Origin of the sequence: Enterobacter sp. S-33, from assembly GCF_028735835.1 — a bacterium.
Lineage (GTDB): Bacteria > Pseudomonadota > Gammaproteobacteria > Enterobacterales > Enterobacteriaceae > Enterobacter > Enterobacter vonholyi.
This window is the reverse complement of the sequence record NZ_CP117838.1, coordinates 2,946,409-2,969,091: the sequence shown is the minus strand read 5'-3', so window position 1 is coordinate 2,969,091 and position 22,683 is coordinate 2,946,409. Positions and strand designations below refer to the sequence as shown.

The window sequence follows — 22,683 nt, the reverse complement described above, 5'->3', positions numbered from 1 at the left end:
CTGGATCAGGATGAGGAATTAGATAAGCGCAAATGCCGCATCGACTGATGCATTTCTTGCATGAATATAATCCGACAAATTAATACAATTAATGACAACAATAACTTAACAAACTGTTGGCTTTTTATTCACCAATATTCTGTAAGTCTCTGATATTGCGATTTTGTGATGTGGCGCAGAGGCGCGTTTCAGAATGAGCCGGGTAACCGCGTCGTTACCCGGCGGAGTCCATTTAGCGGAGCGCCCTGGCTATCGCGCTAAACATCAGAGAGGCCTCCAGCGGCTGGGCGCTGAAGGACGGTTCCGCCTGCGGCCAGGTAGACCACTGGACGATGACCAGGTTTTCCTTCTGGTTCACTACGATCATTTGACCAAAAATGCCCAGCGCCCAGAGCGAGCCTTTCAGCGAATCCTGCGCTGCCGGCTCGACGCCGGTAGCGTTGGCGGGCACCGCGTTGTTCCACCACTGATAGCCGTACAGCCCGTCCGGATGGGCGTCTGAGACCGAGCCTTTGGCCTTCGTCCAGTCTGACGACTGCCTGATCCAGTTTTCCGGCAGTATGGTCTTACCGTTCGGCAGCGTACCGTTGTTCAGGATAAATTGCCCGAAGCGTCCCCAGTCCTCCAGCGTGGCGTTAAAGCCGTGCGCGCCGACGTCGTGCTGGCCTTTGCTGTAGGCATGCCACACGCCGTCGCTCGCCATGCCGTAAGGCTGCCAGATGCTTTTCTCCAGATAGGCTGCGAGCGTCATGCCGGTGGCCCGCTCCAGCACGTCACCCAGCAGCCAGGCACCGCCCGAAGAGTAAGACCAGTTCTCTCCGGCCGGATGCGCCCTGCGCAGCCCCTTCACCAGCTTGCGCACGCAGTCATAGGTACCCGGCTTCGCCTCGCACTCGGTGAGCTGCGCAAAGTCGGAGTGGGGGTTGGTGTAATCCTCGTTCCAGGCCACGCCGGACGTATGGGTGATCAGCTGTCTGAGCGTCACACCGTCCCACGCGGTGCCTTTCAGATCGGGTTCATACCGCGTGATCCGATCGTCAAGCGAGTGGATCTTTCCCTCTTTGAGGGCTACGCCCACCAGCATCGATACCACCGATTTCCCAACCGAGCGCGAGGTCCAGAGCGTGGAGTCGGTGTTGCCCTCTCCAAGATACTTCCAGGCGATTTTGCCGTCCTTCAGCACCAGCATGCCGCTGACGTTCTGCCGCTGGAGGTAGTCCTTAAGGCCGTAGCGCCTGCCGTTGACCTGATAGTGTGCGTCCGTGAGCGGCTTGTCCGACATTTCCAGCGGCACGGCGCTACCGTGGCGGAAAACGTCCCCGGCGTAGTTGCGGTAGTCATTACGAAAGCCCACCACGCGATCGGCCTGACTCCAGGTGAGCATCTTATGGGTGTCAGGCAGCGTGGTGTCGAAGGGGGCAGGGCAAGCGCTGAGGTCGGTGCCTTTACAGGCGGCCACTGCCGCAGGGGAGATTAGGGTGCTGAAGATAAGGCCCGCCAGCAGGGCATGGTTTACTTTTCTGTTTTTCATATCCGTCTCTTACAGGTTAGGAACGGCTTCAGTTTAAAAACCCCGGAGCTATAATAAAAAACGCATAGCGGGGGAAAATCCCCCCAAAAAACAGAGGGAGCGTAGCGTGGCGGGACTGATTTACTCTTTTGCACAGCTCGAGGCATTTACCGCCGTGGCCGAGAACGGGAGCCTGAGTAAAGCCGCGGTGGCGCTGAAGAAGGACCGAACGACGCTTCGCGATCTGGTTGATTTTCTTGAGGATGGGTTGGGCTACGCGCTGTTTATTCGCGACGGCCGCACCCTGCGGCTCACGCCCGAAGGGGAACAGCTTCAGCGCCAGGCGCACCTCCTGATGCGGCAGGTCAAAGCCTTTGAGGCGTTTGCCAGAGAGGTGCCGCACGGTGCCACGCAGGACCTGACGCTGGTCTACGATCCTTTTACGCCCAGAGCCTTTCTGCATGGGGTGATTGCTGAAATGGCGGTACGAAAAATCCGCCTGAGCCTTATTTGCGCCTCGCGGGATGAATCGGAACGGCTGCTGGCGAACAATGACGCGGATCTCGCCATCTGTCAGGCACGCAACCGCAGCGTGGGCAATGATATGGAGTGGCGTGCCCTGGGTGCCATCGATATGGATTTTTATGCCGCCAGCGGGCTGTTTGCGGACAGTGCTTCACCTCTGTCGCTGCTCGATCTTTCCCTTGTGCCCCAGGTCGTCATGCACCCCGCCTCGGACGAGCCGGTGGCGCGCCGCCTGCAGATTTCCGGGCATACCCTCTTTACCAATGAGCCGGAGATGCTGCGCGGTCTGCTGGAGCGCGGCTGCGGCTGGGGATTCTTACCGACGCATTTTCACGCCGGGCGGTGGCAAAACGTAAAAAGGCTGCACACCGAAGTGGGCAGCCAGGGAATTGGTCAGACGATGGTCACCATCTGGAAGCCGGGGAGCGACAAGCGCAGCACGATCGCTGAAACGCTGTCGCTCCTGCCGAACGTATGGAAGCACTCAGCGCTGTGAACAGCCTTTACACTGCTGGTTCTGGATCTGCTGGAAGAAATCGTTGCCTTTGTCATCCACCAGGATAAACGCCGGGAAGTTCTCGACTTCGATTTTCCAGATGGCTTCCATTCCCAGCTCCGGATACGCGACGCACTCCAGGCTCTTAATGCTGTTTTGCGCCAGCACCGCGGCCGGGCCGCCGATGCTGCCCAGGTAGAAGCCGCCGTGCTTATGGCAGGCGTCCGTCACCTGCTGGCTGCGGTTGCCTTTGGCCAGCATGATCATGCTTGCGCCGTGGGACTGCAGCAGGTCCACATACGAATCCATGCGTCCCGCCGTGGTTGGGCCAAGTGAGCCAGACGCGTAGCCTTCCGGCGTTTTGGCCGGGCCCGCGTAGTAGATCGGGTGATCTTTGACGTACTGCGGCAGTTCCTCACCGTTGTCGATTAGCTCTTTCAGCTTCGCGTGGGCGATGTCGCGCGCCACGATGATGGTCCCGTTCAGCGACAGGCGGGTAGAGACCGGGTGCGCGGAAAGCTGCGCCAGGATCTCGTTCATCGGCTTGTTCAGATCGATGCTGACCACGTCGCCTTCGCCCTGCTGGCGCAGCGATTCAGGAATATACTGACCCGGGTTGTGCTCCAGCTTCTCAATCCAGATCCCGTCGCGGTTGATTTTCGCTTTGATGTTGCGGTCCGCGGAGCAGGAGACGCCCATGCCAATCGGGCAGGACGCGCCGTGGCGCGGCAGGCGGATCACCCGGATGTCGTGGGCGAAGTATTTACCGCCAAACTGCGCGCCCAGGCCGAGGTTCTGTGCTTCCTGAAGCAGCTCCTGTTCGAGCTGAACGTCGCGGAAAGCCTGGCCGTGTTCGTTACCTTCCGTCGGTAGGGTGTCGTAGTAGCGCGTGGAGGCCAGCTTCACGGTTTTCAGCGTGGCTTCCGCCGAGGTTCCGCCGATAACAAAGGCAATGTGGTACGGCGGGCAGGCTGCTGTCCCCAGGGTACGCATCTTCTCAACCAGGTAATTTTTCAGCTTAGCCGGGGTGATCAGCGCTTTGGTTTCCTGGTAGAGATAGGTTTTGTTGGCAGAACCGCCGCCTTTTGCCATGCACAGGAATTTGTATTCGTCCCCGTCCACGCTGTAGAGGTCAATCTGCGCCGGCAGGTTGGTGCCGGTATTCACCTCTTTATACATGTCCAGCGCGGCGTTCTGGGAGTAGCGCAGGTTGTCTTCAATGTAGGTGTTATACACGCCCTGGCTCAGGGCCGCTTCGTCGCCGCCGCCGGTCCAGACGCGCTGGCCTTTTTTACCCATGACGATCGCGGTGCCGGTATCCTGGCAGGTCGGCAGCACGCCTTTGGCCGCGATTTCAGAGTTACGCAGGAACTGCAGGGCAACGTACTTATCGTTCTGGCTGGCTTCCGGATCGTTGAGAATGGCGGCAACCTGCTTCTGATGGGAAGGACGCAGCATAAACGCGGCGTCGTGGAAGGCCTGTTGCGCCAGCAGGGTCAGGGCTTCCGGCTCCACCTTCAGGATTTCCTGGCCTTCGAACTCGGCAACGGAGACGTGCTCTTTGGTCAGCAGGTAGTATTCGGTGTCGTCATGCGCAAGAGGGAAGGGGTTCTGGTAGATAAACGGTTTGTTTGACATAGCGTATTGCTCCACAAAAAATAAAACCGCCGGAGGAGAAGTCCGGCGGTCAGGAATCAGAACATCATGGACATCCACGGATAGCCAATCAGCAGCAGGGCCGCCAGGAAGATAGCACCGAAGATGGTGCCGAGGCGCCAGTAGTCTTTGGTTGGCAGGTAGCCGCTACCGTAGTAGATCGGGCTTGGGCCAGTACCGTACGGGGTGATGATCCCCATCACGCCCAGCGAGGTCACCATCAGCAGAACAAACACTTCCATATTCATGCCCGGGATGGTGGAAGCGATGGTCAGCATCGCTGGCAGTAGCGCCGTAGTGTGCGCGGTGGTGCTGGCAAACAGGTAGTGCAGCAGGTAGAACGCCAGCAGCAGGACGATGGTCGCCACGCCCGGAGAGATACCGCTCATCAGCAGACCGCCTTCTTTACCCAGCCAGCTGATAAAGCCGGTAGAGGAGAGACCGTCCGCCAGCGCAACCAGGGTGGCGAACCAGACGAAGGTGTTCCACGCGGCTTTGTTACCGGTGATGTCGTTCCACTCCAGTACGCCGGTCCACAGCATCAGGCCGACGATGAGCAGGGCAGCCATAGCGGGTTCAATCCACGCGGCGGCGAAGATCCACATCAGCAGCGCGCAGCACACGAACACCAGCAGCAGAATTTCATTGCGGGACAGTTTGCCGAGTTTTTCCAGTTCGCGGGTCGCCCACAGCGGCACTTCGTTGTTGACCTTAACTTCAGGCGGGTAGAACCAGTATGCCAGCAGCGGCATGGTCAGAATCAGCAGGATACCCAGCGGCAGGAAGGCGAGGAACCAGGTGCCCCAGGAGATATCAATCCCAACCGTACTTTTCACCAGCGCCAGGGCCAGCAGGTTTGGCGCGAGGGCGGAGAGGAACATTGAACTGGTGATACAGGCCGCGGTGATCGCCACCCACATTAGGTACGAACCAATCTTACGCGCGCTTGGGTCATTAGGTTTTGAACCGTACAGCGGCGGCAGGTTAGCGATGATCGGGTAGATGGTCCCGCCGCTACGTGCGGTGTTGGACGGGGTGAACGGCGCCAGCAGCAGGTCAGCAAACGTAATTGCGTAACCGAGCGTCAGGCTCCGACGGCCGAGGTATTTCACCAGAATCAGCGCCAGACGGCGGCCGAAGCGGGTTTTGTCATAGCCTGCGGCGAACATAAAGGCACCGAAAATCAGCCAGACGGTAGAGTTACCAAACCCGCTCACCGCCCACTTAAAGGAGGCGCCTGCCAGCTTGAATTTCGGATCGGCCAGCTGTTCAGGGCTAAACAGCACCCACTGGCTGCACAGGGCAATGGCGACCACGCCGGTCAGACCGATCACCGCACCTGGCAGGGGTTCGAAGATCAAACCGACGATCACGCCGACAAAGATGGCGAAGTAGTGCCACGCGTAAGGAGGCAGGCCTTCCGGTACCGGAACAAACAGCAGCAGTACGGCGACGATGACGGGCAGTGCCATCATCAGCAGACGTTTTGCGTTTCCATTTGATGCCTGGTTCGCCGCAGGGGGCGTTACAGCAGTTTTTGTATTCATAGTTTCACGTCTTAAGTTGTCAAAGATTCGGTCGTACTGAAAAAACAAAATCACTTTCTTAAGTTTCTTTGCTTTTTTTAGTTATTAAAGGTGCGGCTTTGTAATTTCAGTAATAGCAATTTAACGCTTTTGTGGAGGCGCTAAATTAAAAATTGATGATGTTTTTATATTGCGCTTTTGGATGCCATAACTATTGATCGCGATCAAAAAAACAGAATTGCAGCGTTATTTTTATGCTTTTATTAATAACCGCTCAGGCGTATGTGGGTATTACCTGTTTTATTGGTTTGTTTTATCATTTTCGTAACATCTATGTTTTCTTTGTTTTTTATGTTGCTGTTTTTAAAGGTTTTGCAAGTGTGATGGAAATTGGTTTTACCAATTTTTATTTAACTAATTTTAAATTATTGTGAATGACTGAATTACATTCGCTAACACCAATGTGTTATTTGTGTTATTGCAGGGATTAAATAGTTTATTAACTAACGTAATAACTTTAGAAACTAAAAAAATCATTATATTAATATCATGACATCGGCAAATAACGACGAACTAAAAAATCAATCCGATAACGAATTCTTAATTTTTTAAAAGTTTGGAGTTTCTATTATGAGCACTAACGAACGCATTCTTAGCCCCTTCACATTACCGAATGGCACTGAACTGAAAAACCGTTTGTTAATGGCCCCTATGACCACCTGCACCGGCTATTACGACGGCACCGTTACCAGCGAACTGGTGGAGTACTATCGTGCCCGCTCCGGCAGTATCGGCACCATCATTGTGGAATGCTGCTTCGTCGACGATCTCGGTCTGGCCTTCCCGGGCGCGATCGGGATTGATAATGACGAGAAAATTGCAGGGCTGGCGAAAATCGCGGAGGCGATTAAATCTAAAGGCTCTAAGGCCCTGCTGCAGATCTACCACGGCGGCCGCATGGTTGACCCGAAACTGATCGGTGGCCGTACGCCGGTTGGTCCAAGCGCTGTTGCCGCGCCGCGTGAGGGCGCTGCAACGCCCGTGGCGCTGACTGGCGAAGAAGTCGAAGGCATGATCGGCAAGTTTGGTGAAGCGGTGCGCCGCGCCATCCAGGCCGGCTTCGACGGCGTGGAAATCCACGGGGCAAACACCTATCTGATTCAGCAATTCTATTCGCCAAACTCTAACCAGCGTGACGACGAGTGGGGCGGCAGCCGCGATAACCGCGCGAAGTTCCCGCTGGCGGTTCTGGACATCACCCACAAAATGGTGCGCCAGTACGCGGACGACGCCTTTATTATTGGCTATCGCTTCTCCCCTGAAGAGCTTGAAGTGCCGGGCATCCGCTTTGAAGACACCATGTACCTGCTGGAAAAACTGGCGGCGCGCGGCGTGGATTACCTGCACTTCTCCGTCGGCGCGACCCTGCGTCCTTCCATTGTCGACACCCAGGACCCGACGCCGCTTATCGAAAAATACTGCGCGATGCGTTCTGAAACGCTGGCGCAGGTTCCGGTCATGGGCGTGGGCGGCGTAGTGAATGCCGCCGATGCCAATGAAGCACTCGACCACGGCTACGACCTGATTGCCGTTGGCCGCGCCACCATCGCTTATCCGGACTGGACAGACCGCATCGCGGCCGGCGAAAGCCTTGAGCTGTTTATGGACAGCACCCAGCGCGAGGCGCTGAACATTCCTGAACCGCTGTGGCGCTTCTCGCTGGTGGAAGCGATGATCCGCGACATGAGCATGGGCGAATCAAAATTCAAACCGGGTACCTTTGCTGAGAAAGTGCAGGATGACGCTAACGAACTGGTGATTAACGTCAGCCTGGAAACCGACCGCATTGCGGACATCGAGCTGGCCTCCGGCCCGAGCGAAGACGTTGAGTTCGTCACCAGCTTTGAAGAGATCCGTACCCGCATTCTGGATGCTAATACTCCGCACGTGGATGCCATCACCGGCGCAACCAGCCAGAGTGAAGCGGTGAAGAAAGCGGTCTCTAAAGCGATGCTGAAATCCAGCAAAGCGCTGGCCGCGGAAGAGGGCGTTGACCCGAACGAAACCCGCAGCGTGGACGTGGTGGTTGTCGGCAGCGGCGGCGCCGGGCTGGCGGCGGCGATTCAGGCTCACGACGAAGGCGCGAGCGTGCTGATCGTCGAGAAAATGCCGACCATCGGCGGGAACACCATTAAAGCCTCTGCCGGTATGAACGCTGCCGAAACCCGCTTCCAGCGCGTGAAGGGCATTCAGGACAGCAAAGAGCTGTTCTACCAGGAAAGCCTGAAAGGCGGCGGCAACAAGAACAACCCGGAACTGCTGCGCCGCTTCGTCGAGAACGCGCCGCAGGCGATTGAGTGGCTGGCAACCCGCGGCATCATGCTGAACGACATCACCACCACCGGCGGGATGAGCATCGACCGTACTCACCGTCCAAAAGACGGTTCTGCGGTGGGCGGTTACCTGATTAGCGGCCTGGTGCGTAACGTCAACAAACGCAACATCGAGGTAATGCTGGATACCTCCGTCAGCGACATTATCTTCGAAAACGGTGAAGTCACCGGCGTGCGCCTGACCACCGAAGAGAATGAAACTGTCACCGTGGCAGCGAAAAGTGTGATTGTCGCCACAGGCGGCTTCAGCGCCAACAGCCAGATGGTCGTGAAATACCGTCCGGATCTGGAAGGTTTCGTCACCACCAACCACAAAGGGGCGACCGGTGGCGGTATCGCGCTGCTAGAGCGCATCGGGGCTGGCACTGTCGATATGGGCGAGATTCAAATTCACCCAACCGTTGAGCAGAAAACCTCGTACCTGATTTCCGAATCCATCCGCGGGGGCGGGGCGATTCTGGTCAATCAGAAAGGGGAGCGCTTCTACAACGAAATGTCGACCCGCGATAAAGTCTCGGCGTCAATCATCGCGCTGCCGGAGAAATACGCTTACATCGTCTTTGACGAGCACGTACGCGCCAAAAACAAAGCTGCGGATGAGTACATCGCCAAAGGCTTCGTGACCAGCGCCAGCTCGCCTAAAGCCCTGGCGGAAGCGCTCGGTATGGATCACCACGCTTTCCTGGCGACCCTGGAACGTTACAACGGTTTCGTTGAAAAACAGCACGATGACGACTTTGGTCGTACCACCGCGCTGCGTGCGCCAATCAATGAAGGGCCATTCTACGCCATTCAGATTGCGCCGGGCGTGCACCACACCATGGGCGGCGTGACCATCAACACCGAAACCTGCGTGCTGGATAGCAACCACAACGTGCTGCCAGGCGCGTTTGCAGCCGGTGAAGTGGTCGGCGGGATCCACGGTGCTAACCGTATCGGCGGTAACGCGGTGGCAGATATCATTATTTTTGGTACCCTTGCAGGACATCAGGCGGCTCTGCGTTCGAAAAAGATGTAAGGCACCTGCTTCCCAGGCCGGATACGCGCAGCGCTATCCGGCATTTTCCCCGGCGGCGCGGTGCCAGCCGGGGGCTACAGCTGAGGACTCCTGCCATGCCTGATAGCCATCGCGTTTACAGCTACTCCGCCGTCCTGATGGGGTCTCCCATCCTCCTGAAGCTCTTCTCCCATGACGAAGCCCTCGCGTCCCGCGTGTTTCGCCTGATCAAACAGTATGAAGACCTGCTCACCGTCAACCGCGCGCGCTCGCAGGTGATGGACATCAACCATGCGGCGGGCCAGCATCCGGTCACCGTCAGTCGGCCGGTGTTTGATCTGATCCGCTGTGCAAAAGCGGCAAGCCTGCTCAAGGACAGCGCCTTTAACCTGGCGATCGGTCCGCTGGTGAAGCGCTGGAAAATTGGCTTTCAGGGGGACAGCGTTCCGCCTGCCGATGAAATCGCCTCGCTGCTGGCGATTACCCGCCCCGAGGATGTTCTCCTTGATGAGGCCAGCAGCAGCGTGTTTCTGACCCGGGCGGGGATGGAGATCGATCTGGGGGCGATTGCCAAAGGCTACATCGCCGACAGGGTGCGGGATTACCTGCATAAAGAGGGCGCGGAGCTGGGGCTGATTAACCTCGGCGGAAACATTCAGACCTTAGGCTCCCCGGAAGGGGGCTGGAGCGTTGGGCTGAAAAAACCGTTCGCCGGGGATGCGCTGATCGGCACGATGGTCGTAGAGAACCTGTCCGTCGTCACGTCGGGAACTTACGAGCGCTACTTTGAACAAGACGGCAAACGCTATCACCACATTCTCGATCCGCGCACCGGTTACCCGCTCGATAACGAACTGGACAGCGTGACCATCATTTCAAAAGATTCCATCGACGGCGATATCTGGACCACGCTGATGTACGGCATGGGCGTGGAGAAGGGCCGCGCTGCGCTGCGCGCGCGTCCCGACATAGAAGCGATCTTTGTGACCAAAACAAAAGAAGTGGTGTTCTCTTCAGCACACCACTTCCGCTTTACCCTGCTGGATGATACCTACCGCGTTACTGACAGTATTGCTTGAGCAGGCCCGTTTGCTCCGGCTGGAGGCGGTAGCGATACACCGGACGCCCGGTGGCGCCGTAGTGAATGCTGGTGAACAGAATATTGATTTGCGCCAGCCAGATCAGATATTTGCGGCAGGACACGCGGGAAATATTGACCGCGTTTGCCAGATCGTCGGTAGAAAACTCCGTCTCCGGGTGTGCGTCAATCCACTGGCAAATCGTGCGAAGCGTTTGCGGCGTTAACCCTTTCGGCAGCTTTTTGCTGTCCGCCAGTTCCGGTGCCCCGCCGTGGATCAGACGGTCGACGTCCGCCTGCTCGTAATACTGATGCGACCCCATCAGGCTGTGCTTTGCCTTCCAGCCGTTCAGCGCCTCTTCAAAGCGCGGGAACTGGAACGGCTTGATCAAATAATCCACCACGCCGTAGTGAATGGAGGTCTGGATCGTGGCGGCGTCGGCGGCCGAGGTGATCATGATCACGTCGATTGGGCGGCCGGATGCGCGAATGACGGGCAGCAGATCCAGCCCGTTATCCTGCTGCATATAGACATCCAGCAGCACCAGATCGACAGGATGGCTGGGGTCATTAATGATGGCCTCGGCCTGGTTTAGCGTGGAGGCGACGCCACAGCAGGTAAAGCCTTCAACGCGGTTGACGTACAGACGGTTGAGGTCGGCCACCATGGCGTCATCATCGACAATTAACACATTTATCACGCGATTTTCCTCTCGCTGTCCCAGGGGATGTGAACAAAAAATTGGGTAAATACGCCGGGCTCAGACTCGACGGAGATATCGCCGCCAAGGTTCTGAATCTGCTGGCGAGCAAGGAACAGCCCAACGCCGCGGTTTTCACCTTTTGTTGAGAAGCCCTTTGTAAAAATAGACTCCAGCTGAGTGGGATCAATGCCGGGGCCATCGTCGCTGACTTCACAGCTGAGCCAGCCGTTCTGATAATGCAGCAGCAGGCCGATCTCGCCCTCCTGCTGTCCTTCCATCGCGTCGAGCGCATTTTCAATGAGGTTGCCCAGCGCGGTGATCAGCACCGCGACCTGCTCTTCACTTGCGGTATCCGGTATCTGGCTTTCATCCGCCAGCGTCAGGGTGACGCCCGCTTCTTTCGCCCGGTTGATTTTACCCAGCAGGAACCCGGCAACCACCGGGGATTTTACCTTGCTCTGTATCGTACCGATATCCGTCTGGTAATGATGTGCCGTCTGGAGAATGTACTCTTCCAGCTTGTCGTAGCGCTTAATATTCAGCAGGCCGAGTATCACATGCAGTTTATTCATAAACTCGTGGGTGTGGGCGCGCAGGGCATCGACGTAGTTAACCATGCCGTCCAGACGCTGCATCAGCTGGCTGATTTCCGTTTTATCACGAAAGGTGGTGATGGCGCCGATCACCCGATCCTGACTTTTCACGGGGACCATGTTGCACAGCAATAGCCTACCGTTGCAGCTGATCTCCTGATCCTGGCGCGCAACGCCCGTCTTCGAGACGTCACGCAGGCTGGCCAGCAGGGGCGCGCTGGCGTTTTCGGTCTGCTTGCCGGAGGGGAGAAGCAATATTTCTCTGGCGGTCTGGTTGATCATCGTCACGCGCCCGTGAATATCGACGGCCAGAACCCCTTCGCGAAGCGACTGCAGCATTGCCTGACGCTGTTCGAACAGGGCGGAAATTTCGTAAGGTTCGAGCCCGAACAGGATGCGTTTCAGTACCCGCACCAGACCCCAAATTGCCATGGAGCTCATAAAAATACTGAATAAAATGGTCCAGACGGCGTTTAGCCGCCCGCGGGCAATCTGCTCTTCAACCTTATTCAGGGAGATACCGACTACCACCACGCCGATCTGCTCGTGCTGGCCGTCGTAGACGGGCGTAAAAACGCGCAGCGCTTCGGCGAGCGCGCCCCGGTTAACCGATACGTTCTCTTTGCCTTCCAGCGCAGGGGTTAAATCATCGCCGATAAAATGCAGCCCCAGCAGCGCCTCGTTCGGGTGTGAATAGCGGATCCCGCGCATATCGGTGACCACGGTGAACAGCAGATCGTTTCGCTTCGTCACCGCCTGGGCGATAGGCTGAATAATATTCTCCTGCGGTGCCTGCATCAGGCCGCGCTGTATCTCGGGGCTGTCGGCGAGGGTGCGGGCAATGCCGAGCGCAGTATCTTTAACATCATCACGGGTCGCCCGGGTGATTTGTACGGAGTAGAGCGCAAAGACCACCAGCAGCACAGAGGCAATAATCGCGCACACCATCAGCGTGACCAGCGTATTGAGTTTCATGGGGCGCTTGCGCGTCGGAAGGAAAGGCTGCAAATCGCTCATCAACACTCCGCGATGATTAAGAAAGGGGGTAATTATCGCCGATGACGCGCTTTTCTTAAAGCCATGTAAAGGCGTGGATTTGGTCCTCTTTTCGTGACCCTCCTCGCAGGTCATCTATATAAAACACTTTATAGTGTGTGGGTACTCATAATAAGGAGGCTGTTTATGAGCGTTATGCTTACCGGTTCGGTCAGGGAAAGACGGCACGCCAGCACGATGAATATTGATAGATTGTCCACGCTGGACATGCTGAAAGTCATTCACCAGGATGATGCACTCATTTCTGCTGCTATTACCCCCTGTTTAGATACTATTGCACGCGTGGTAGACAACGCCGCCGCGGCGCTCAGCCACGGCGGTCGCCTGGTCATCGTTGGCGAGGGGCCGTCTGGGCGCGTTGCGCAACAGGTTACCGATGAGTATGCGCCGGGCAAAACCCCGGTGATTGCCGTTACGGCACAAGAAGGGGAAGGGAGCTACGAGCGCGGCGTTGCCGATCTGCAGGCCATTAAGTTTGGTGAACACGATATGATGCTGGCCGTGACCGTCAGCGGAAAAACGCCGTGGGTCTGGGGGGCAATGCGCCATGCGTGGTCGCTGGGTTCGCCTGTGGCCATCATTACCGGCGATGCGCAAAGTGAAGCCGCGCATCTGGCGAGCATGGTTATCGCTCCGGAGCTGGGTGCCGATGTCGTCGCAGGCTATATCAACACCAAAGCGGGGATCGCGCAGAAAATGATCCTCTCAATGATCGCTACAGGGCTGGCCGTTCGGACCGGACGGGTTTATAGCAACCTGCGCGTGGATCTTGAGGCAAGCAACACCAAATGGGCCGAACGCCAAATCGCCATCGTGATGGAAGCGGGGGGATGCTCCCGGGCTGAAGCAAAAGCCGCGCTGGAGAGCTGTAACCATCACTGTAAAACGGCGGTATTGATGGTGCTCACAGGGCTGGATGCGTGGAAGGCCCATGAACTGCTGGCGCAGAATAACGGGTTTATTCGGGTGGCGCTGCAGGAAGCGCCATAATAAAAATGAAGAAATAAAAAAGGCCGCAATTGCGGCCTTTGGTATTTTGGGGATTAGAACTGATAAACAAGACCGACTGCTAAGATGTCATCGGTGCTGATGCCATTCGCGTTGTAGAAATTGTCATCTTCATCCAGCAGGTTGATTTTGTAGTCAACATAGGTGGACATATTTTTGTTGAAATAATAGGTCGCACCCACGTCAGCATATTTCACCAGATCTTTATCACTTCCGTAGAAGGAATTCAGATCCTTACCTTTAGACATCAGGAAAGAGACCGCAGGGCGCAGGCCGAAATCAAACTGATACTGCGCTGTCACTTCAAAGTTCTGAGTTTTATTAGCAACGCCGAAGTCACCGTAAGGCGTCATATTGCGGGTTTCTGCATACATGGTTGCCAGATAGATATCGTTGGCATCGTATTTCAAGCCAACAGTCCAGACGTCAGCCTTGTCACCACCGGCTGTTGTTTTGGTAACCTGGTCGTTGGTACGGTCAGATGAAGCATATGCAGCGGCGGCGTTGAATCCCATACCGAAATCGTAGGAGGTTGAAATACCCCAACCGTCTCCGTTTTCTTTGCGGATATCACGGCCATTGTTAGTACCTTCCTGATCGTTAGAGGCGCTTTCGTTATTGCCTTGATACTGAATAGCGAAATCCAGGCCCTGAGCCAGACCAAAGAAATCATTATTACGGTAGGTTGCAACACCGTTTGTACGGCCGGTCATAAAGTTATCGGTATAGGTATAGGAATCTCCGCCGAACTCAGGCAGCATATCGGTCCAGCCTTCAACATCGTAAACCACGCCGTAGTTACGACCGTAGTCGAATGAACCGTATTCACCAAATTTCAGACCAGCGAAGCCAAGGCGTGTCCATGACTGATTGCCTGAGTTCTCTGTTTTGTTAGCCTGAATATTATATTCCCACTGGCCATAGCCGCTCAGCAGGTCGTTGATCTGCGTTTCGCCTTTGAAGCCCAGACGAACGTAGCTTACGTCGCCATCTGATCCCGTGTCGTCAGAGAAATAATGCAGACCATCTACTTTACCGTACAGGTCGAGTTTATTGCCATTGCTGTTGTAAACTTCAGCCGCATTTGCTATGCCTGCAATTAATAATGCAGGTGCAATAATTGCCAAAACTTTTCTTTTCATTATATATTCCCTTGAAAGATAATTTATATGAATATATGTAATCGCTCTCCGCAATTACAGGGTGGATCCTATTCCAGGATGTGTTATTTAGTTCTAAAAACAAATGTAATTAAAACCTTTTAAATATTGCTAAATATTTCAATTAGTCTCTTTATTTTTCCTGTGAATTAGTTGCTTGAATTTATAGGGTGTAATTATTATTAAGTATTTCGAATTTCTATTTTTTAATTAGTTTAATTTGCCTGTGTTATAATTCTTTCTCTTTTAGACGACAGGACATGACGATGGAACTTGCCCGGTGGCAGCAACGATTTGAGCACTGGCTCGAGGAGAATCACAGCACCGACGATACCGCACATGATATTTCGCATTTTCGTCGGGTCTGGATGACGGCGCAAAAAATCATGGTTCACCACATGGTCGAGCCGCTGGTGATTCTGACCGCATGCTATTTTCACGATATTGTCAGCCTGCCGAAAAACCATCCTGAACGCAGCCGGTCGTCACGGCTCGCGGCGCTTAAGACGAGCGACATTCTGCGCCACGACTTCCCGGACTTTCCGCCAGAGCATATTGCCGCCGTCGGGCACGCGATTGAGGCGCACAGCTTCAGCGCCGGGATTGCGCCGCAGATCATGGAGGCCAAAATTGTGCAGGATGCAGACCGGCTGGAAGCGTTAGGCGCTATCGGCCTGGCGCGCGTTTTTGCCGTCTCGGGCGCGCTGGGCGTGTCGCTTTTTGATGCTAACGATCCCTTCGCCGATGCGCGTCCCCTCGACGACCGTGCGTTTGCCCTCGACCATTTTCAGACCAAGCTGCTGCGTTTGCCTGATACAATGCAAACGGACATGGGCCGCGAACTGGCACGTCACAATGCCGATTTCCTGATCCAGTTTATGGCGAAACTCAGCGCCGAATTACACGGCGACTGCCTCGGGCTGGATAGCCAGGTGCTGAGCCACTTCCGTCGCAGTTTGCGCAACTGAACTGTGGTAATCTGTTTCCAGTCTTTATTCTCCGGTTAAAAGAATGCAGGAAAATCGATCAGTGACAGAGCCCGCGCCCGCGCAGGCTGAGAAATCAACGGCAACGGTGCAGGCCTTACTGCGCCAGCTGTTGGATATCTATGATGCTAAAACGCTGGCCAGCCTGCTGGTGGCGCACGGCGAGAGCCACTGGAGCCCGGCGATCCTTAAACGCCTGCTGACCAGCGAGCGAGCAGGGCGTCGCCTGAGTGAAGGCGAGTATCGTTATCTGCAAAACCTGCTTCCGCGTCCTTCTGCCGCGCACCCGAACTATGCCTTCCGCTTTATCGATCTTTTTGCCGGTATCGGCGGCATCCGGCACGGTTTTGAAGCCATCGGCGGACAGTGCGTGTTTACCAGCGAGTGGAACAAACATGCCGTACGCACCTACAAGGCTAACTGGTACTGCGATCCGAACGAGCATCATTTCAACGCGGATATCCGCGATGTGACCCTGAGCCATAAAAGCGGCGTGAGCGATGAACAGGCCGCCGAGCACATTCGTCAGACGATCCCGGCGCATGACGTGCTGCTGGCAGGCTTCCCTTGTCAGCCCTTCTCGCTGGCGGGCGTCTCCAAAAAGAATGCCCTTGGACGCGCCCACGGTTTCGCCTGCGATACGCAGGGAACGCTTTTTTTTGATGTGGCGCGCATTATTGACGCCCGTCGTCCGGCCATTTTTGTACTGGAAAACGTCAAAAACTTAAAAAGCCACGACGGCGGGAAAACCTTCCGCATTATCATGCAAACCCTGGATGAGCTGGGTTATGACGTGGCCGATTCAGAGGACATGGGCGCGGACGATCCTAAAATCATTGATGGGAAACATTTCCTGCCCCAGCATCGCGAACGTATCGTGCTGGTGGGCTTCCGCCGCGATCTCAATCTGAAAGGGGATTTCACCCTGCGGGATATTCCTTCTCTGTATCCCGAGCGCCGTCCCACCGTGGCCGATCTTCTTGAACCGGTCGTCGACGCGAAATTTATCCTGACCCCGGTGCTGTGGAAATACCTTTACCGCTATGCCAAGAAGCACCAGGCGAAAGGCAACGGCTTCGGCTTTGGGATGGTAAACCCTAACGATCCGCACAGCGTCACCCGCACGCTGTCTGCTCGCTACTACAAAGACGGCGCGGAAATCCTGATCGACAGAGGCTGGGACAAAGCGCTGGGTGAAAAAGATTTCGACGATCCGCACAACCAGCGTCACCGTCCGCGACGCTTAACGCCGCGGGAATGCGCCCGGCTGATGGGCTTTGAAACGCCGCAGGGCTACGGTTTCCGGATTCCGGTTTCGGATACCCAGGCGTACCGCCAGTTTGGTAATTCGGTGGTCGTTCCCGCGTTTGCGGCGGTCGCAAAGCTGCTGGCCTCGCGCATCAGGCAGGCGGTGGCGCTCCGCCAGAGTGAGGCCGTCAATGACGGACGTTCACGATAAGGCGACGCGCAGCAAAAACATGCGTGCCATCGGCACGCGTGACACTGCGATTGAAAAGCGCCTGGCCGCGCTGCTGACGCAGGCGGGGTTTGACTTCCGCGTGCAGGATCCCACCCTGGCGGGACGCCCGGATTTCGTCATCGACGCCTGGCAGTGCATCATCTTTACCCACGGCTGTTTCTGGCACCATCACGACTGCTACCTGTTTAAAGTCCCCGCGACGCGCACCGATTTCTGGCTGGATAAGATTGCTAAAAACGTCGAGCGCGACAAGCGGGACCTCTCGACGCTTATTGAGCAGGGCTGGCGGGTGCTGATTGTCTGGGAGTGTGCGCTGAGAGGCAGATTAAAGCTGAATGATACCGATCTGACCGAACGGCTTGAAGAGTGGATCTGCGGCGGCGGCCAGACCGCGCAGATCGACACGCAGGGCATTCACCTGCTTACGGTTTCTCCGCCTCGCAAGGCGTGACTACCGGTTTTGCCGGCAGCAAATATTTGCCCAGCGTGACCAGCACGACGGCAAACACAATGATCCCTAATGCAATCCATTCCACTGGAGAGAGCGTTTCTCCCCCCAGTCCTGTCCCGAGCAGCACTGCCACGACCGGGTTAACGTAGGCGTAGCTGGTGGCGACAGCCGGAGAGACATTGCGGATCAGGAACATATAGGCGTTAATGGCGATGATAGAGCCGAACAGCGCCAGGTAGCCTACCGCCAGCAAGCCCGACAGCGGCGGCAGGGTTGTCAGCTTTTCTCCCGTAAGCATGGAGGCGAGCAGCAGTACAATCCCGGCGGCAAGCATCTCGATTGCGCCCGCCATCATGCCGGTAGGCAGTTCGATACGCGAACCGTACACGGAACCAAACGCCCAGCTCATCGAGCCAATCAGGATGATGACTGCACCCCACGGATTCCCGCTCAGGTTACCGCCGCTATTCAGCAGAATGATGCCAGCAAGGCCAATCCCAATACCCAGCCACTCCAGCTTGCGGGTGCGGATACCAAAGAGGCGGCTGAAGCACAGGGTAAACAGCGGTACGGTGGCAACGACCACGGCGGCGATCCCGGACGGTACGTTCTGGTGCTCGGCAATCGTCACAAATCCGTTCCCCACAGCCAGCAGCAGCAGGCCGATCAGGGCGGCATTCAGCATCGGACGCAGCGGGGGAAGCTTATGCCCGCGCAGCAGCAGGAAGGCAAGCAGCAGGATGCCCGCCGAGAGGAAGCGAATGCCCGCCATCATCAGCGGCGGCCAGCTCTCCACGCCGATGCGAATGACAAAGTAGGTTGACCCCCAGATGATGTACAGCGAAAAGAGTGCCCCGATGAGCGGTAGCAATTGCCGGAAACGCATAATCCCTCACGACGAAATAAAAAGTTCGCTGATAGTAAACGCGAAAACTATCGCGCTGGCGAGCCCTTTAATTGTTTGGCAGATGTGAATTTTTTGTTGACGTAAGGTGCCTGTTTCCGGGTTGGCGCTTTTGCTCCATACTATTCACTTAAATACCAAAAAATGAAGGATTAAGATTTTGGCAGGAAGTAGCTTATTAACATTGCTGGATGATATTGCCACCTTACTGGACGACATTTCAGTAATGGGGAAACTGGCGGCGAAGAAAACCGCAGGCGTGCTGGGCGATGATTTATCGCTTAACGCTCAGCAGGTGAGTGGGGTGAGGGCAAACCGTGAACTGCCGGTGGTGTGGGGCGTGGCGAAAGGCTCTTTCCTGAATAAGGTGATCCTGGTGCCGCTGGCGCTGCTGATCAGCGCGTTTATTCCCTGGGCCATCACGCCGTTACTGATGATTGGCGGGGCATTTCTCTGCTTCGAGGGCGTGGAGAAGGTGCTCCACTCCTTTAGCGCGCGCAAGCAGAGCGATACGCCGGAGGTACGCCAGCAGCGTCTTGAAGCGCTGGCCGCGCAGGATCCGAAAACCTTCGAGCGTGATAAGGTCAAAGGCGCCATTCGGACCGACTTTATCCTGTCTGCGGAAATCGTCGCGATTACGCTGGGGATTGTCTCTGACGCGCCGCTTCTGAACCAGGTGCTGATCCTCTCCGGCATTGCGATTCTGGTCACCGTGGGCGTGTACGGTCTGGTGGGGCTGATCGTCAAGCTGGACGATATTGGCTACTGGCTGGAAGAAAAGTCGAGCGCGGTAGCAAGAGGCATCGGCAAAAGCCTGCTGGTGCTGGCGCCCTGGCTGATGAAGAGTTTGTCGGTGGTGGGCACGCTGGCGATGTTCCTCGTGGGCGGCGGAATTGTGGTTCACGGTATTGCGCCGCTGCACCATGCCATCGAACATTTCTCCTCCACGCAGGGGGCCGTTATCGCGGCAATTCTGCCTACGCTGCTGAATCTTGTGCTGGGCTTTATCATTGGCGCTATCGTCGTCGCGGCGGTGAAGCTGGTTGAGAAAATTCGCGGCACGTCGCACTAATTGTTACCCGCGGCAGGATGCAAAAAGACCATTCCTCGTCTAAATTGAAACAGTTTCACCCTGATACAGGAGGCAGGTATGGTCTTTTTGGTCAGTGATGAAGTTAAGCCTAAAAAGGGTGGCCCACGTATGATCGTCACCGGGTATTCCAGCGGAATGGTGGAATGCCGGTGGCACGATGGCTATAGCATCAAGCGGGAAGCATTCCGTGAAGATGAGCTTCAGCCGGGTGACGGGCAGCACAAGCGGGACAAGGCTTAATCACATAACGCCCGGCTTTGCCGGGCGTTTTTATCTCTAGTACTGGGTGTTAGGTAGCGATCATGGAGTGTGTGTGCAGCGCGATACCTTTGTTGTAAGACAATCTTTTTTGCAATGGCTGCATAAGCGTAGCAATCCGGGGCGGATTGTTAATCTCTGTTTTCTGATCGTTCTGGTATTTTCCACTCTACTTACCTGGCGTGAGGTGGTGGTGCTGGAAGAGGCATACATCTCCAGCCAGCGCAATCATCTGGATACGGTGGCCAGCTCTCTGGACAGGCAGTTACAGAACAGCATCGACAGGCTGCTGTTATTTCGCCAGGGCATGCATGACGCAATCGAGACGCCGCTGGCCTTTGAAGTCTTACAGGATGCGGTGTCACGCTTTAATACCGTCCGCATGCTCCCCACCTGGCAGCTTGCCGTTGATAAAAAACGTACCCTTCCCATTAACGGGGTCTCGGACGCCTTTGTCGAAAAAACCACGCTTCTCAATCGGGACGCTGAACGCATAAGCCATGAAATTTCTGCCGCGCTCGAAGTGGGCTATTTGCTCAGACTGGCGTCGTCGAGAGCTCAAACGGAAGCGCGAGTGATCTACGTCTCCCGCGCCGGATTTTTCCTTTCCACGGATACGCCGGATCGGGCGGGTGATATTACCGCCCGCTATTATAATCTGGTCACGCAGTCCTGGTTTACCCAACAGTCAGAACGTAACAACCGCGCCCGCGCCGTGCGCTGGTTTATCTCCACGCCTTCATCCTGGACCGGGGATGAACGAACGATCACCGCCAGCGTCCCCATCTATTTCGATCGTTACTGGTACGGCGTCGTGGCGATGGACTTTACATTGAGCACGATGCAGCGTCTGCTGGCCGATGCGACGGAAGATCGAACGGAGGGAGAGTATCAGCTGTACGATACCCGGCTAAATATGATCGCCACCTCAGCCCACGCGGGAAGCCCGGTTAACCATTTTGACGAACGCGAAGCGGCGCAGATTGCCCAGGCGATTGAGCATGATACCGGCGGCGGTATCCGCCTCGGGAGCCGGTTTATTACCTGGGAGCGGCTCGATCACTTCGATGGCGTCGTCCTGCGGATCCACACTCTGCATGAAGGGGTACAGGACGACTTCGGTAGCATCAGTATCGTACTGGCGCTGCTGTGGGCGCTCTTTACCGCCATGCTGTTGATCTCGTGGCTGGTGATCCGCCGGATGGTGAGTAACATGTATACGCTTCAGCACTCCCTCCAGTGGCAGGCCTGGCACGATCCGCTTACGCGACTGAATAATCGCGGCGCGCTGTTCGACCGCGCAAAAATGCTGGCAGAAACCTGTCGCCAGCAGTCGCTGCCGTTCTCGGTGATTCAGATCGATCTCGACCATTTTAAAAACATCAACGACCGCTTCGGCCATCAGGCCGGTGATAAGGTGCTCTCCCACACGGCAGGACTGATTGCCAGCGCGTTACGCAAGAATGATGTGGCAGGGCGTGTGGGCGGGGAAGAGTTTTGCGTCGTCCTGCCGGGGATTGGTCTGGAGGAGGCGAGAGGCGTCGCGGATCGCATTCGTTGCCGAATCAACAGTAAGGAGATCCTGGTGAAGAAGAGCACGACCCTGCGCATCAGCGCGTCGCTGGGGGTCAGCAGCGCGGATGAAGCGGGTAACTACGATTTTGAGCAGCTGCAGTCCGTGGCGGACGTCCGGCTCTATGAGGCCAAGCAGAGCGGGCGTAACCGGGTCATGTGGCGAGATCAGGACAGGAAGTGATCCAGCCCCTCCCGCCAGCCTGCCGGGCCGGGCTGCTGGGTGTGATAAACGCGGGCAGGGTTATCATCCCGTAGCGTGATGCCCTGGCGGTTAATCCCCTTGATGACCACCGCGAAGTCAACGCTGTCGAGCAGCGGCGCATCGTTAGGACCGTCGCCGAGCCCCAGCGTGGTGGGCTCGATCTCGTCCTGCTCGCCATACTGTTCAATCAGCCAGTTCACCGCTACGTCTTTGCCGCAGCGGGCGTCCAGAATATGCCAGAACCGCGCACCCTGCAGGCATTTCAGGCCGATATTCGCCAGTTCCTCTTCAAACTGAACCATTTTCTCGTCGGTATCGCGCCAGATGAGCGTGACGGACGCTTCATGCTTGCGGGCAAGCGACGAACGGTAGCGCGTCAGCCCGGTCCACTCGCTGATAACGTGCTCATCCACATCGTCAAAGGTGGTGAATTTAAAGCCCGTCTGCAGACGAATCTGCTCGATCCGAGGACGAATATCCCGGTGCGTCATCCCTCTGGTCTGGCGCTGAACCTTATCCCAGCGCACGTCAGGCTGAATCACCGCGCCGTTCTCGGCAATAAAAGGCAAGCCTTCAAGCCCAAGATCCTGCTGGATATCCAGCATCTCTGCCGCGGTCTTGCTGCTGCAGAGAATGACCGGAATCTGATTATCCAGCAGTTTGTCCAGCCAGGGCATGGCGGGTTGCCACTCATAGGTATGAATATCCAGCAACGAGCCGTCCAGGTCAGAAAAAATCAGCAAGTTATCCCGCAGTGAAGGCATAGTGGCTCCCGGTAACGGCTGCGTCCTTATCTAAGAAAATTCCTAAAAAATAACCGAATTGTTAACAGGAGAAATGAGAGTATTCCCTGGCAAACCCGCATTCGGCGTACGTTATTGCTCATAGCGAAAAGCATTATGTTAAAAATATTATATTCATCATAAGAATATATGCTTGTCAGACAAATTCGTTGGGGATAGTGTGGCTTGTACATCAGATTTCCTGGTGTAACGAATTTTCAAGTGCTTCTTGCATAAGCAAGTTTTGATC

General features: G+C 55.9%; 18 protein-coding genes. 10 read left to right on the top strand and 8 right to left on the bottom strand.

The window, feature by feature from the left end:
- Positions 1-232: 232 nt before the first annotated feature.
- Positions 233-1,531: a serine hydrolase domain-containing protein gene (locus PUP35_RS14130; protein ID WP_274240305.1), complete on the bottom strand. Its 1,299-nt coding sequence runs from the start codon at positions 1,529-1,531 to the stop codon at positions 233-235.
- Positions 1,532-1,637: 106 nt separating this feature from the next.
- On the opposite strand from PUP35_RS14130, the gene PUP35_RS14125 reads away from it, so the two are divergent.
- Positions 1,638-2,531 carry a LysR family transcriptional regulator gene (locus tag PUP35_RS14125; RefSeq protein WP_274240304.1) on the top strand — a complete coding sequence of 298 codons (894 nt, stop codon included), beginning with the start codon at positions 1,638-1,640 and terminating at the stop codon, positions 2,529-2,531.
- Here the strand turns inward: PUP35_RS14125 and fumA are convergent.
- On the bottom strand, positions 2,520-4,169 hold the full coding sequence (gene fumA / locus PUP35_RS14120; protein WP_274240303.1) for a class I fumarate hydratase FumA: 1,650 nt from the start codon (positions 4,167-4,169) through the stop codon (positions 2,520-2,522). The two genes, PUP35_RS14125 and fumA, sit on opposite strands and share 12 nt — an antisense overlap.
- Before the next feature lie 56 nt (positions 4,170-4,225).
- Entirely contained in the window at positions 4,226-5,734 is a 1,509-nt protein-coding gene (locus tag PUP35_RS14115) for an anion permease (RefSeq protein WP_274240302.1), read from the bottom strand.
- Positions 5,735-6,343: 609 nt separating this feature from the next.
- Here PUP35_RS14115 and PUP35_RS14110 point away from each other — a divergent pair.
- A complete protein-coding gene (locus tag PUP35_RS14110) occupies positions 6,344-9,124 on the top strand; it encodes a flavocytochrome c (RefSeq protein ID WP_274240301.1) in 2,781 nt (926 codons plus the stop codon).
- Positions 9,125-9,219: 95 nt separating this feature from the next.
- Entirely contained in the window at positions 9,220-10,182 is a 963-nt protein-coding gene (locus PUP35_RS14105) for an FAD:protein FMN transferase (protein ID WP_271369448.1), read from the top strand.
- On the opposite strand, the gene dcuR is transcribed toward PUP35_RS14105, so the two are convergent.
- Together dcuR and PUP35_RS14095 are read right to left on the bottom strand one after the other, a co-directional pair.
- Positions 10,163-10,882 (bottom strand): two-component system response regulator DcuR, encoded by a 720-nt coding sequence (gene dcuR / locus PUP35_RS14100; RefSeq protein WP_045908149.1) that lies wholly within the window; start codon positions 10,880-10,882, stop codon positions 10,163-10,165. The two genes, PUP35_RS14105 and dcuR, sit on opposite strands and share 20 nt — an antisense overlap.
- The gene (locus PUP35_RS14095) at positions 10,879-12,495 is read right to left on the bottom strand and encodes a sensor histidine kinase (protein ID WP_115875739.1); all 1,617 of its coding nucleotides are present in this window, start codon (positions 12,493-12,495) and stop codon (positions 10,879-10,881) included. Before PUP35_RS14095 ends, dcuR begins: the two co-directional genes overlap by 4 nt.
- Positions 12,496-12,660: 165 nt before the next feature.
- Here PUP35_RS14095 and PUP35_RS14090 point away from each other — a divergent pair, with 165 nt between their 5' ends.
- Entirely contained in the window at positions 12,661-13,524 is an 864-nt protein-coding gene (locus PUP35_RS14090) for an N-acetylmuramic acid 6-phosphate etherase (protein WP_127731532.1), read from the top strand.
- Between the two features lie 53 nt (positions 13,525-13,577).
- Here PUP35_RS14090 and ompC read toward each other — a convergent pair whose 3' ends face one another.
- The gene (gene ompC, locus PUP35_RS14085) at positions 13,578-14,684 is read right to left on the bottom strand and encodes a porin OmpC (protein ID WP_127731530.1); all 1,107 of its coding nucleotides are present in this window, start codon (positions 14,682-14,684) and stop codon (positions 13,578-13,580) included.
- Between the two features lie 284 nt (positions 14,685-14,968).
- Between ompC and PUP35_RS14080 the strand changes: the two genes are divergently transcribed.
- From PUP35_RS14080 to PUP35_RS14070, 3 genes are all read left to right on the top strand, one after another.
- On the top strand, positions 14,969-15,670 hold the full coding sequence (locus PUP35_RS14080) for a phosphohydrolase (RefSeq protein WP_274240300.1): 702 nt from the start codon (positions 14,969-14,971) through the stop codon (positions 15,668-15,670).
- Positions 15,671-15,731: 61 nt separating this feature from the next.
- Positions 15,732-17,147, top strand: a complete 1,416-nt coding sequence (locus PUP35_RS14075; protein ID WP_274240299.1) for a DNA cytosine methyltransferase — start codon at positions 15,732-15,734, stop codon at positions 17,145-17,147.
- The gene (locus tag PUP35_RS14070) at positions 17,128-17,619 is read left to right on the top strand and encodes a very short patch repair endonuclease (RefSeq protein WP_115875734.1); all 492 of its coding nucleotides are present in this window, start codon (positions 17,128-17,130) and stop codon (positions 17,617-17,619) included. The genes PUP35_RS14075 and PUP35_RS14070 overlap by 20 nt, the downstream gene beginning before the upstream one ends.
- Here PUP35_RS14070 and yedA read toward each other — a convergent pair.
- Positions 17,591-18,505, bottom strand: coding sequence for a drug/metabolite exporter YedA (gene yedA, locus PUP35_RS14065; protein WP_115875733.1), 915 nt, complete (start codon positions 18,503-18,505; stop codon positions 17,591-17,593). The two genes, PUP35_RS14070 and yedA, sit on opposite strands and share 29 nt — an antisense overlap.
- Before the next feature lie 178 nt (positions 18,506-18,683).
- Here yedA and PUP35_RS14060 point away from each other — a divergent pair, with 178 nt between their 5' ends.
- The 3 genes from PUP35_RS14060 (at position 18,684) to dgcQ (ending at position 21,630) form a co-directional block, all read left to right on the top strand.
- Positions 18,684-19,595, top strand: coding sequence for a DUF808 domain-containing protein (locus tag PUP35_RS14060; protein ID WP_008500306.1), 912 nt, complete (start codon positions 18,684-18,686; stop codon positions 19,593-19,595).
- Between the two features lie 78 nt (positions 19,596-19,673).
- Positions 19,674-19,856 (top strand): YodC family protein, encoded by a 183-nt coding sequence (locus PUP35_RS14055; protein ID WP_008500307.1) that lies wholly within the window; start codon positions 19,674-19,676, stop codon positions 19,854-19,856.
- Between the two features lie 73 nt (positions 19,857-19,929).
- Positions 19,930-21,630 (top strand): cellulose biosynthesis regulator diguanylate cyclase DgcQ, encoded by a 1,701-nt coding sequence (gene dgcQ / locus PUP35_RS14050; protein ID WP_274240298.1) that lies wholly within the window; start codon positions 19,930-19,932, stop codon positions 21,628-21,630.
- On the opposite strand, the gene PUP35_RS14045 is transcribed toward dgcQ, so the two are convergent.
- Positions 21,615-22,415, bottom strand: a complete 801-nt coding sequence (locus PUP35_RS14045; protein ID WP_133294725.1) for a mannosyl-3-phosphoglycerate phosphatase-related protein — start codon at positions 22,413-22,415, stop codon at positions 21,615-21,617. The genes dgcQ and PUP35_RS14045 overlap by 16 nt on opposite strands.
- Positions 22,416-22,683 lie beyond the last annotated feature (268 nt).